Genomic DNA, 12,357 nt, shown 5'->3' on the forward strand with positions numbered 1-12,357 from the left:
CATGTGATGAACCGCGCAGCACTGCTCGTCCTGGCTGACGGCCGGTTCCCCGCCGGGGGGCACGCCCACTCCGGTGGCGCCGAGCCGGCCGTCGAGGCGGGACGTATCCGTGACGTCGAGGACCTCGCCGCCTTCTGCCGGGGCCGCCTGCACACCACCGGACTCACCTCCGCCGCACTCGCCGCGGCGGCCGCCCACGGCCTCGACCCGCTCGCGCTCGACGAGGCCGCCGATGTCCGCACCCCGTCACCCGCACTGCGCGCGGTCGCGCGCAAGCTCGGCCGTCAGCTGATGCGGGCCGCCCGTGCCACCTGGCCCAGCCCTGAACTCGCCGCACTCGCGGAGGCCCGGCCGCGCGGCGCCCACCAGCCCGTCGTGCTCGGCCTCACCGCACGCGCGGCGGGTCTCGGCCCCGAGGACGCCGCGCACTGCGTCGCGTACGAAACAGTCAGCGGACCGGCCACCGCGGCGGTCCGGCTGCTGTCTCTGAACCCCTTCGAGGTCACGGCCGTCCTCGCCCGCCTCGCGCCCGAACTCGACCGGGTCGCCGAACAGGCCGCCGCCGCCGTTCACCACGGCATCGACGCGCTGCCCGCCGCCTCCGCGCCTCTGCTCGACGTCACCGCCGAAGCGCACGCCGCCTGGCCGGTCCGCCTGTTCGCCTCATAGGGCCGAAAGCCCGCACCACACCCCTCAGGAGCCGCACCCCATGCACCTCGACCACTCCCACGACGGCCCGGCCGCCATCGGCGCCGACGCCGCACGCGCCGACGGCACCCGCCGCGCCCTGCGCATCGGGCTCGGCGGCCCCGTCGGCTCCGGCAAGACGGCGACCGTCGCAGCGCTCTGCCGCACGCTGCGCGACCAGCTGTCCATCGCCGTCGTCACCAATGACATCTACACCCGCGAGGACGCCGCGTTCCTGCTGCGCAACGCCGTGCTGCCGCCCGAGCGCATCCAGGCCGTCGAGACCGGCGCCTGCCCGCACACCGCCATCCGCGACGACATCTCGGCCAACCTCGAAGCCGTCGAGGACCTGGAGGACACCGTCGGCCCGCTCGATCTGATCCTCGTCGAGTCCGGCGGTGACAACCTCACCGCCACCTTCTCCAAAGGCCTGGTCGACGCCCAGATCTTCGTCATCGATGTGGCGGGCGGTGACGACATCCCGCGCAAGGGCGGCCCCGGTGTCACCACCTCCGACCTCCTCGTGATCAACAAGACCGACCTCGCCCCGTACGTCGGCTCCGATCTGGACCGGATGGCCCGGGACGCCGCGGAGCAGCGCGGCACCCTCCCCGTCGCCCTCACCTCCCTCACCTCCGCCGAGGGCGTCAAGCCCGTCGCGGACTGGGTACGGGCGCAGCTCGCCGTCTGGACCGCATGAGCGTCCACGCGACCGCCCGGGTCACCGCCGTCCCCGACGGTCGCGGCGCCACGGTTCTCCCGGTCCTCGAGAGCGACGGGCCGCTCGCCCTGCGCCGGACCAGGGCCACCGGCGCCCCGTCCGCCCGGGTCACCGTCGTCGGCGCGATGAGCGCACCGCTGGGCGGCGACCGTCTCGCCATCGAGGCGCGGGTCGAGGACGGTGCCCGGCTCACCGTGGACTCCGCGGCGGCGACCGTGGCGCTGCCCGGACCCCGACCGGATGTCCGATCCGCCACTTACGACATCGCGTTGACGGTGGGGGAGAGGGCGGAGCTCAACTGGCTCCCGGAACAGCTCATTTCGGCGCGGGGCAGCGAGCTGCACATGACCACCAGGGCCGAACTCGCCGACACCGCAAGGCTGGTGCTTCGCGAGGAACAGATCCTCGGGCGCCACGGAGAGACCACCGGCACCCTCATCAGCCGCCTCACCGTCCGCCGCGCCGGGCGCCCGCTTCTCGATCAGCAGGTGGCGTACGGACCGGGGGCGCCCGGCGGCTGGGACGGTGCCGCCGTGCTGGGCGGACATCGTGCGGTCGGCCAGCTCCTCGTCGTGGACCCGGCGTTCGAGGACAAGTGCCCTGATACGAGGCTGCTGGGGCCGACCGCCGTTCTCACCCGGCTGGTCGGCCCCGCGATCCTGGTGACCGCCGTGGCCCCCGACGCACGACAGCTGCGCAGCGTCCTGGACGGTGCGCTGGACGAGGTGTCGGCGGGCTGACGCGGTCGCGCACCGCTCAGCGGGACACGGGTGTCCGGTTATCGATTCGGTAAAGAAGTGCGTGTACGCCCTGTTCTCAGGAACCTCACAGGCGACAGGATCCGCGGGAGGTCTCGAAGTGAACTGCGCCGCCGATCGCGGCGCTTCAGACAATGGGGGAGGTTCCACTTGAGACGCACAGCAGTGCTCGGCTCGGCCGGCACTCTGATCGCGGGCACGCTCATAGCGGGCGCGATAGCCGCACCGACGGCCACAGCCGACGGCCGCCACCACAGCGGTTCGGAGGCACGCGGCGTCCAGATCGCCGCCGCACGTGCGGCCCACACCGGCATCGACTGGAAGGACTGCCCGGCCGACTGGGCCCTGTCCACTCCGATCCAGTGCGGCTGGGTGACCGTACCGCTGGACTACGCCAAGCCCCACGGCAAGCAGATCAAGCTCGCCGTCGACCGGCACGTCAGCACCGGTACGAAGGCGGAGCGGCAGGGCGCGCTGCTCTACAACCCGGGCGGCCCCGGCGGCTCCGGGCTGCGGTTCCCCACCCGGATCACCAACAAGAACCCGCTGTGGACGAAGGCCGCGAAGGCGTACGACTTCGTCGGCTTCGACCCCCGCGGTGTCGGCCACTCGGCGCCGATCTCCTGCGTCGACCCGCAGGAGTTCGTGAAGGCCCCGAAGGCCGACCCGGTACCCGACAGCGAGGCCGACAAGCGCGCCCAGCGCAAGCTCGCCGCCGAGTACGCGGACGGCTGCGCCGAGCGCAGCGGTGACATGCTGCCGCACATGACGACGCCGAACACCGCACGCGACCTGGATGTCATCCGCGCCGCGCTCGGTGAGAAGAAGCTCAACTTCCTGGGCGTCTCCTACGGCACCTACCTGGGGGCGGTCTACGGCACGCTGTTCCCGGACCACGTCCGGCGCATGATCGTCGACAGCGTGGTCAACCCGGCGAAGGACAACATCTGGTACGAGGCCAACCTCAACCAGGACATCGCCTTCCAGCAGCGCTGGGAGGACTGGACGGCGTGGGTGGCCAAGAACGACGCGGCCTTCCACATCGGCACCACGCCTGCCCAGGTCGAGCAGGAGTGGCTGAAGCTGCGCGCTTCGGCCAAGAAGAGCCCGATCGGCGGCGTCGTCGGACCCGCCGAGCTCATCGGCTTCTTCCAGAACGCGCCGTACTACGACTCCACCTGGGTCCTCGTCGCCCAGACCTGGAGCGACTACCGGGCGGGCGACACCCAGGCGCTGGTCGACGCCGCGGGCCCCGACATGTCGGATCTCGCGGGGAACGCCTCCTCGGAGAACGGCAACGCCGTGTACACGGCTGTCGAGTGCGCGGACGCCAAGTGGCCCACCAGCTGGCAGAAGTGGGACCGCGACAACACCCGGCTGCACAAGGACTACCCGTTCATGACCTGGGCCAACGCCTGGATGAACCTGCCCTGTGCGACCTGGTCGGCCAAGCAGCAGACCCCGCTGGAGGTCAAGACCGGCAAGGGCCTGCCGCCGGTGCTGATCGTGCAGTCCACGCGTGACGCCGCCACTCCGTACGAGGGTGCCGTCGAGCTGCACAAGCGTTTCAAGGGCTCGCGTCTGATCACCGAGAAGGACGCCGGCTCGCACGGTGTCACGGGCCTGGTCAACCCCTGCATCAACGACCGGGTGGACAACTACCTGCTCACCGGGCAGACCGACCGGCAGGACGTGACGTGCGCCCCGCACGCGACCCCGAAGCCGTAGTCGGCTGAGCGAAGGGGACGGGCGGCCGGAAGATCATCAACGGCCGCCCGTCCCCCCGTACGGCTCGGTTGCCGACCCTCGGCCCTACCGCGCCCGCCGTTCCCGGTCATACCGCTCCAGCCAGGCGTCCTCCGCCTCATAGTTGAAGAGTCCCTCGCCGTATGCCCGCAGCATCGCCGGGAAGGCGTCCCGCCAGTCCCGGCCGTCCAGCTGCCCGATGAGCCACTCGACGGTCTCCGGCAGCGACTCCACGTAACCCGTCACCGGCCGGTAGCCGAGCTCCTTCCCGGCGGCAGTCATGTCGTACACGATGGGATGCGCACTGCTCCACGGCGTATCGCCGACGTCGCCCACCGGCGGCGCTCCGTCCACCAACACCGTCTCCGTCTCCAGGCCGAGCACGCGGTCGACGGCCGACGCGATCTCCGCGATCGTGGGCGCCTGAGGATCGGCCGCATTGAGCACCCTCGACCCGGGCTGCGCGGCGGCGAGCCGGATCAGTTCGGCCACGTTGGACACGTGGACCGGATGGAAGCGACTCGTGCCGTTGTACGCGAGCACCCGTCGTCCGCGCCCGTCCAGCAGCCGCTTCACGAAATACAGCTCGCGGGGCGAGCGGCAGTGCGGGCCATGGATCGCACCTGCCCGCAGCAGCGTCACCGGCAGGGCGTCCCCCGCCGCCAGCAGATCCCGCTCCAGCCGGATCTTCCTGGTGCCGTACGTCGCGTCCCCCGGCGCCACCGTGCGCTGTGTCTCCGGGATCGGCACCGGGTACCGCGGGGCACCGTCGGGCTCGCCCTGGGTGTCGAAGCTGCGGCCACGATCGTCCTCGTACACCGCACCGCTGGAGATGACGACCGCCGAACCTATCCGGTCGGCGAGCCCGGTCAGCTGCCGGGCGTGCTGCTCGCCGTACGCCACCATGTCGACGAGTACGTCACAGCCGTCGCCCAGCGCGGCGGCGAGCGCCCCCTCCTCGTCCCGGTCCAGGGTCGCCGTCCGTACGCCGTCGGCCCACTGCTCGTCCCGCGCACCGCCGCGCGAGACCGCCGTCACCTCCCAGCCGTCCTCGACGAGCGTCCGCACCGCGGCCCGCCCGATCTGTCCCGTCGCTCCAAGAATCCATGCGTGCCCTTTGCCCATGGGAGGAACGCTAGGCGGAGGCGGCCCCGTCGGGCCATGCCGGTTCGCCGATCGCGGATTCGCGGTCAGCGTCGCAGTCTCGGGAACTTCTTCGTCTGTCCGGCCTGCGCGGCCTTCACCTTGACCGCGTACTCGTCGACGTACTCCTGACCGGAGAGCCCGAGGATCGCGTACATGATCTCGTCGGTGACCGCCCGGATCGCCGCCTTCTGATTCTCCATCCCGGCGTAGCGGGCGAAGTCCAGCGGCTCACCGAAGCGGATGGTGACCTGCTTGATCCGCGGTACGACCTTGCCGGGAGGCTGGATCTCGAACGTACCGACCATCGCGCACGGCACCACCGGCACCTGGGCCTTGATCGCCATCACCGCGACACCGACCTTGCCCTTGTAGAGCCGGCCGTCGTGCGAACGGGTCCCCTCCGGATAGATCCCGAGCAGCTCGCCCTTGTTCAGCACCCCGAGGCCTTCCCGGATCGCGGCCTGCCCCGCTTCCTTGCCGGACCGGTCCACCGGGATCTGTCCGGCGCTGCGGAAGAACGCGGCGGTGAGCCGCCCCTTCAGCCCCGGGCCGGTGAAGTACTCCGCCTTGGCAAGGAAGGTGATGCGCCGCTTGATGATCGCGGGCATCAGGAAATGGTCGGAGAACGACAGATGGTTGCCGGCGACGATCGCCGCGCCCTCCTCCGGAATGTGCTCCAGTCCCTCGATCCTGGGCCGGAACAGCAACCGCAGCAACGGCCCCAGAATGACGTATTTGAGCACGTAATAGAACACGGGGCGGCTCCAAGCTCTGCCGGATCAGCTCCAGGGCTGCATTCTGCCAGGTCAGCGAAGATCTCAGGGAGGACAGCCTATGTGCAGCCGCCGTCACATGTAACCGTCTGCGGGCGGGTCGATACCGACCCTCCGCCGACCGCGCTGGCAAGGTGTCGGCCCGGTGCCGCATGGGAGTCGGTGCGGGCCGGGGTCGGAACCACGAGATGGCCGCACCGGGCACGTGCGTGGCGCAGGATGTTCAAGTGCCCGATGTGGGAAGGATCGTGGGCGCCCGGCGCGAAGTCCTTGCGATACGCCTTGCTCAGTGGCACAGGTGCCGCGATCGATGATGTCCCCTTGTGCGCACTCCTTTGCGGAGATGTGCGGACTTTGACGATAGCGTCCATGCTCGGTGCAGGAAGGGTGAACAATTGGGGTGCGTCCTGGCTCACTGCCGAGCAGTGCGCGGGACCGGGGGGTCCCGTGAGGCGCGAACACACCGGGGAGGCCGCCGAGGCGGCCGGGGGGAAGGTTTCGTCGCGTGACACATACCCACGACGAGCGTCGTGACCGGAGCGGTACGGCGGTCGGTCCGGTGGTGCCGGTTCCGGTGCAGCGCACCGACGAGCCGGACATCGACGGGAACGCCGGCAAGGAGAGCGAAGTCGGGTCCTCCGGACGCAGGTTGCTCCTGGTGTCCACCAACTACGCGCCCGAGCACACCGGTATCGGCCCCTATGCCACCGGCATCGCCGAGCACTGGGCGCGGCGCGGCCACGACACCCATGTCCTCGCCGGGCTCCCGCACTACCCGTCCTGGCGCCTCGACCCCGCCTACCGCACGGTGTGGCGGGCGACCGAGCAGCGCGCCGGAGTCACCGTGCACCGCAGGCGGCACAGCGTCCCACCGCGCCAGAGCGCCCTGCGCAGGGCCCTGTTCGAGAGCTCGATACTCGCCCACGGCCTGGTCGCGCCGCCCCGCACCGGCCGCCTCGACGCCGTACTCGCCCAACTGCCCAGCCTCGCCGGGGGCGTGCTCGGCGTCCGCGTCGCCGCCCGGTACCGGGCACCGTACGTGCCGGTCGTGCAGGACCTCATGGGGGCCGCCGCCGCGCAGTCGGGTATCCAGGGCGGTGGCCGCGCCGCCGAGCTGGCCGAGCGCGCGGAGTCCTGGGTGCTGCGGCGTGCCACGCTGGTCGGCGTCATCCACGAGACGTTCGTCGAGCGGGTGCGGGCCATGGGTGTCGACCCCGGACGCATACGCCTGGTGCCCAACTGGTCGCACATACAGGCCCCTTCGGCGCCACGCGAGCGTACCCGCGAGCGGCTCGGCTGGCGGCCGGAGCAGACCGTGGTCCTGCACTCCGGGAACATGGGCCTCAAGCAGGGCCTGGAGGTACTGGTGGACGCAGCCCGCCGCGACCCGGCCACCCGGATCGTCCTGATGGGCGACGGCAACCAGCGCGAGCACCTCGCCGCACTCGCCGAGGGGCTGCCCAACCTGGAGTTCCTGCCGCCGGTGGACGACGCCGACTTCCCGGACGTCCTGGCCGCCGCCGACGTCCTCGCGGTGACCCAGCGCGCCTCCGTCCTCGACATGAGCGTCCCCTCCAAGCTCACCTCCTACTTCGCGGCGGGCCGCCCGGTGGTCGCCTCGGTCGCTGCCGAAGGTGGTACGGCCCGCGAAGCGCTGCGATCAGGTGCCGCAATGCTTGTGGAACCGGAGAATCCTGATCAGTTCCTGTCAGCGGTGCGTAGACTCGCCGCAGATCCGAAGATGGCGGACGAGTTGGGCGCGGCGGGTCCGCGCCATGTAGCGGCCCATCTGTCACGGGAGGCGGGTCTCGCGCGCATCGACGCGCTGATCGACGAGGCAATGGGGGGACTTGGAAGGTGAACGAGACACACGTTCCCGTCCGGGGGGAGGACGAGCCGGAGCAGTTGCGTGAGCAGTTCCGCCAACTCCTGCGCTACCGGTGGCTGATAGGTGGCGGTGTCGGCATCGGACTGCTGGCCGGCGCCTGGCTCGGCGTCACCGGCGCCGACAGCTACGCCGCCACCACCGACATCGTGCTCCGCGCGCCCACGAGCGACCCCTTCGCGCCGACGCTCTCCGGCGACAAGGCGCTCAACATGGGTTCCGAGCGGCAGACGGCCCTCAGCCGCTCGGTCGCGCAAGGCGCCGCGAAGCAGCTCGGGATGAGCGCGGACGAGGTGGACCAGCTCCAGAGCGGGCTCCAGGTCACCAACCCGCCGCAGACCCTCGTGCTGCACTTCACGTACAACGCGTCCGACCCGAAGGAGGCGGCGCGCCGCGCCAACGCCCTCACCACGTCGTACATCGACATGCGCAAGGACCAGTGGGAGTCCGTCCGCGACTCGATGCTCAAGAGCCTGCAGGACCAGCTCAATCCGGTCGCCAAGCAGAACGACGAGCTCTCCCGGCAGATCAAGCAGCTTCCCGACGGATCAGCAGCGGACTCCGCCTACGCGGTGCAGGCCAACCTGCTCAACCGCATCACCGACCTCCGCAGCAAGATCACCAGCCTGAAGGCGCTCGACATGACGCCCGGCAACGTGATCCGCAACGCCACGGCCCCCTCCTCGTCCGACGGGCCCGGGCTGCCGCTGTCACTCGGTCTCGGCGGCCTCGTCGGCGTCGGTCTCGGCCTGCTCGGCGCCTGGGTGCGGCTCGTCTTCGACCCGGCGCCCCGCTCGGCCGGTGACGTCGCCCGCGCCGTCCGCGGTCCCGTCCTCGGCGCGCTGCCCCGCGGCTCGGCGGGAACCCTGGTGGTCGGACACACCGACTCCCGGGCGGCCGAGGAGTATCGCTCGATCGCCTTCCGCCTCGCTTACGACGAGCGCTTCGCCGACCGGCGCCGACTGCTCGTCGTCGCCCCGCGCGGCTCCATGGGGTCGAGTGTCGCCGTCGCGGTCAACCTCGCCGCCTCGTTCGCCGAGACCGGCAAGAACGTCCTGCTGGTCGAGGCCGACCTGCGCACCCCGTCGCTCTCCGAGCGGCTCGACGTGTCCGTCGCCTCCCGGCCCCGCTGGAGCCGTACCGGCGAGCACGCCGAGGGCGAGTGGCCGAGCAGAGGACAACTCCTCTTCGACGCGGGCGAGTCGGGATCCTTCGGGCTCGTCCCCGGCGAACGCGTGCGCAACGTTCCGCGCGCGCTGACCTCCGCCCGGACCACCCGGCTGATCGCCGAGGCAGACGATCCGGACGCCACCGTCGTGGTCGTGGCCCCGCCCGTCCTCGCGTACGCCGACGCCCTCGCGCTCGTCGACCGGGTCGACGGCGTGCTCATCGTCTGCGACCCGCGAACCGTGCACCGCGCCGACCTGATGCGTATCCGCGAACTGATCGTCGGTGCCGGCGGTACCGTTCTCGGTGCGGTGACGCACACCGACTCCAAGAGGGACCGGACGCCCGCCGCCCGCCGTGGCAGCAGACGCCGGGCCTCCAAGGGCCAGCCGGCCCCCACTCCCGAGCCGAGCAACACCCCCGAACCCGAGCGGCACTTCGACGGCGACGGCAGCGACACGGTCGCGCTGCGCACCGTCCGCTCGGGGGACCGGTGACCGCCGCGGAGGAAGAGCTGCCGTACGAGAAGCCGTCCGACCCGCCGCGCACCCCGCGGCGGTCGGCGGCCGCCCTCGCCTCGGTGCTCGACCAGGCGGCGTCGAGCCTCACCAACATCGCCGTGCTGGTGATCGCCGCCCGCGTCTCCACCGTGCACGGCTTCGCCACCTTCTCGATGGTGTACCTCACCTTCACGGTGCTGCTCGGCCTCAACATGGCGTACGTCGGCCAGGCCGTCGTCCTCACCCGGGGCGACACCGGCGCCGCCTGCCGGTCCGCGATCACCTTCACCTCCCTCGCATCCTGCATCGTCGGGGTCCTGCTCGCCACCGTCGGCGCGGTCACCGGCGCCGTCACCGGCGGCTGGGCCGGACCCGGTGGAGCCTTCCTCGCCCTCGGGCTCGTGCTGCCCCTGGTCCTCGTGCAGGACGGGCTGCGGTACGCGTTCTCCACCCTGCGTCGCCCCGGCCTGGCCCTGGCCGCCGACACCTTGCGTCTGGTGTGCGTGGTGCCCGCTCTGCTGCTCCAGCCCCGGCACGCCGCGCCCGGACTCCTCGTGGCGGTGTGGGGTGTGTCGGCCGCCCCGGCGCTGCTGCTCGGCCTGCGCCTGCTGTGGCCCCATGTCCGCGGCTCGCGGGCGGACCTGCGGCCCTACGTGCGCCGGGGCCACCTCGGACAGCGCTTCGTCGTGGAGTTCGCCGTCGGCAACGCCTCCAGCCAGCTCGCCGTGCTCGGCCTCGGCCTGTTCGCCGCCCCGCTCGCGGTCGGTGCCCTGCGCGGCGCCACCACGCTCTTCGGGCCGCTCAACGTGCTCTTCAACTCGGTCAACGCCTTCGGGCCGCCGCTGCTCAACCGGCTCGGCGGCCGTCGCGCCACCACCCGCGCCACCGCGCTGCTCGGCCTCGTGCTCAGCGCCGTCGGCCTCGCCTGGGGACTCGTGCTGTACGCACTTCCCGACCACGTCGGGCGCCAACTTCTGGGCGACACATGGCAGTTGACCGCAACCCTGTTGCCCGCCTCGGGCGCCCAGTACGCGGTGATGGGCCTGGGCACCTGCGCCCTCGTGACCCTGCGCGTGCTCAGACCGCGCGCCACCCTGTCGGTGCAGGTGGTGTTCTCGCTGCTCGCGGTCGTCCTCATGCTCGCCGGATACCTGCTGACCGGCTCGGCGCTCGGAGCGGCCTGGGGTCTGGCCGCGGGCTCTGCACTGAAGGCGGTCGCGGCCTGGACCCGGGTCGCGCGCCTGAGGGTGGAGGAGGCCACCCCGACGGCAGCGGTACCGGTGGTCCCCGCGAACTGAACGTCACCGCGTCGGGAGCGGAGCGCACGACGCGCGGCCGCTCCCCAGGGCCTCGGTCCTCCGGTCAGCGCAGCCCCGGCGCCCGGTCCTGGCGGAACGTGGTGATCAGGGCGATGCAGAACACCGCGATGGCCACGCGCCCTGATGCCTGGAGCAGGGGCCCCCGCAGCAGGATGAACGAGTAGCCGGCGACCAGCGGCACGGCCAGGGCGATCAGACTGCCCGGCCGGGCACTGCGCACCGCGCGGCGGGCGTAGCGCCGGTCGACACGTGCCGCCGCGTATCCCATGGCCACGAACCCCGCCACCATCCCGACCGGGCCGAAGTCGATCCACAGCTCGGCCCACACCGGCGACGAGAGGTTCGTGTTCGTCGCACCCATCCACTGGCCGACCATGACCCCGGTGTCCATCGGCTTGCCGGGCCACACCGAGCGGGGGACCGCGAACAACACCGAGCCGGCCATCTGGCGGCCGAAGGTGTGACCGCTGCCCGAACGGACGTAAGTGATGGTGTTGGCGAACATGCCGACCTGGTCGTAGTCCTTGAGGGCCAGCGGCTCCAGCGGTGAAGTGGTCTGCACCGGACGGAAGTTCGCGTCGTCGTATCGGAAGCGGTCCGCGAACGGGAAGACGACCAGCGCCACGATCACGCCCAGGCTGAGCGCGACCCGGTAGAAGGCCGCGCTCACCGGGAAGACGGTGAACAGCAGCGAGAAGAGGACGGTGAGGAACCAGAAACGCGGGTTGGAGATCGGGTTGTTGACCACCGCGTTCAGCGCGGCCAGCGCCCCCCAGACCGCGATGATCACCACGGAACGGCGGGCCCGCCGCGAGGTCACCAGCCAGCGCGTGTACGCCAGCCAGGCGATGAGGGCGGGCACGGTGCCGAAGCCGCGCACGATGGCCTGTCCGGCCTGCGAGTCCGCCTGGGAGAGCCCCGCCTCCTGGACACTGCTGATGATCTCCTGGCGGCTCGTGAAGAAGACCGCGGGACCGCCCAGCTTGACGACGAGGAGCGCCGAGCCGAGGAAGGCCAGGAGGGTCAGCAGGTACAGGCGCCGGCGGTGCACCAGCGCCGGCCGCAGCTTGTCCTCCCGCTTCCGCTCGGGCCGCTGGCGTGCCAACAGGGTGCCGATGTCGAACGCGACACAGCCGATCAGGACGAGCGCGACCGCCTCCGTCAGATCGGTGCGCGCACCCACCACAGGTGTCGGCGTGCGGCCGAGCACCGCCTGCGCGAGTGGTGCCACGCCCATCGCCATGTAGACGAACAGCCAGAACGAACCGGCGAGCAGCTTGCGCCGGCTGGAGAGGATCATCGCCGAGAGCCGGATGCCGGCGTACATGGTGAGCGCGAGCTGGAGCCACAGCGCCGAGTCGTGCAGACCGGTGCCGGGCTGGACCAGCACGAGCAACGGCAGGAACACCGCGAAACCGAGGACGAGCGGCACCGACAACGCGCGGGAGAGGAGCGTGCGCGGCCGGAAGGGCGGCACCGCCACCTGTCGGCCCGGCTCCGATGACACGGGGGTACTGCTCGTGCCCCGGTCGATCTGCTGCGTCATGGCGCCCCCGCCCCGAAAGAGATCCCCGGCGCAGTGTAACGAGCGCTCGCCCGTGGTGAACGGTCAGCTATTAGAGTGTGGCGAAGTAGCGTCTGGGGAGGCGCTTTTG

10 protein-coding genes are annotated in these 12,357 nt (G+C 71.4%); 7 read left to right on the forward strand and 3 right to left on the reverse strand.

Annotation, left to right across the window (positions count from 1 at the left end):
- The first annotated feature begins 6 nt into the window (after window positions 1-6).
- The 4 genes from OG963_RS36800 (at window position 7) to OG963_RS36815 (ending at window position 3,894) form a co-directional block, all read left to right on the forward strand.
- Window positions 7-669 (forward strand): urease accessory protein UreF, encoded by a 663-nt coding sequence (locus tag OG963_RS36800; protein WP_093777567.1) that lies wholly within the window; start codon window positions 7-9, stop codon window positions 667-669.
- Window positions 670-709: 40 nt separating this feature from the next.
- Window positions 710-1,387, forward strand: a complete 678-nt coding sequence (ureG, locus tag OG963_RS36805) for an urease accessory protein UreG (protein WP_093777569.1) — start codon at window positions 710-712, stop codon at window positions 1,385-1,387.
- Entirely contained in the window at window positions 1,384-2,148 is a 765-nt protein-coding gene (locus OG963_RS36810; RefSeq protein ID WP_093777571.1) for an urease accessory protein UreD, read from the forward strand. The genes ureG and OG963_RS36810 overlap by 4 nt, the downstream gene beginning before the upstream one ends.
- A gap of 168 nt (window positions 2,149-2,316) precedes the next feature.
- The gene (locus OG963_RS36815; protein ID WP_030921914.1) at window positions 2,317-3,894 is read left to right on the forward strand and encodes an alpha/beta hydrolase; all 1,578 of its coding nucleotides are present in this window, start codon (window positions 2,317-2,319) and stop codon (window positions 3,892-3,894) included.
- Window positions 3,895-3,978: 84 nt separating this feature from the next.
- Here the strand turns inward: OG963_RS36815 and OG963_RS36820 are convergent, their stop codons facing one another.
- On the reverse strand, window positions 3,979-5,037 hold the full coding sequence (locus tag OG963_RS36820) for an NAD-dependent epimerase/dehydratase family protein (RefSeq protein WP_319327464.1): 1,059 nt from the start codon (window positions 5,035-5,037) through the stop codon (window positions 3,979-3,981).
- Between the two features lie 65 nt (window positions 5,038-5,102).
- Window positions 5,103-5,813 (reverse strand): 1-acyl-sn-glycerol-3-phosphate acyltransferase, encoded by a 711-nt coding sequence (locus OG963_RS36825; protein WP_093777575.1) that lies wholly within the window; start codon window positions 5,811-5,813, stop codon window positions 5,103-5,105.
- 673 nt (window positions 5,814-6,486) lie between these two features.
- Here OG963_RS36825 and OG963_RS36830 point away from each other — a divergent pair.
- Genes OG963_RS36830 through OG963_RS36840 form a run of 3 tightly spaced genes read left to right on the forward strand, consistent with a single transcriptional unit; the run spans window position 6,487 to window position 10,681 of the window.
- Window positions 6,487-7,692 (forward strand): glycosyltransferase, encoded by a 1,206-nt coding sequence (locus OG963_RS36830; RefSeq protein WP_093777778.1) that lies wholly within the window; start codon window positions 6,487-6,489, stop codon window positions 7,690-7,692.
- A complete protein-coding gene (locus tag OG963_RS36835) occupies window positions 7,689-9,380 on the forward strand; it encodes a lipopolysaccharide biosynthesis protein (RefSeq protein WP_093777577.1) in 1,692 nt (563 codons plus the stop codon). The genes OG963_RS36830 and OG963_RS36835 overlap by 4 nt, the downstream gene beginning before the upstream one ends.
- Window positions 9,377-10,681 (forward strand): hypothetical protein, encoded by a 1,305-nt coding sequence (locus tag OG963_RS36840; RefSeq protein WP_256223816.1) that lies wholly within the window; start codon window positions 9,377-9,379, stop codon window positions 10,679-10,681. Before OG963_RS36835 ends, OG963_RS36840 begins: the two co-directional genes overlap by 4 nt.
- Before the next feature lie 64 nt (window positions 10,682-10,745).
- Here OG963_RS36840 and OG963_RS36845 read toward each other — a convergent pair whose 3' ends face one another.
- On the reverse strand, window positions 10,746-12,248 hold the full coding sequence (locus tag OG963_RS36845) for a hypothetical protein (protein WP_176902330.1): 1,503 nt from the start codon (window positions 12,246-12,248) through the stop codon (window positions 10,746-10,748).
- Window positions 12,249-12,357: the final 109 nt, after the last annotated feature.

The sequence above is a fragment of the Streptomyces sp. NBC_01707 genome, assembly GCF_041438805.1.
In the GTDB taxonomy this organism is placed as follows: domain Bacteria; phylum Actinomycetota; class Actinomycetes; order Streptomycetales; family Streptomycetaceae; genus Streptomyces.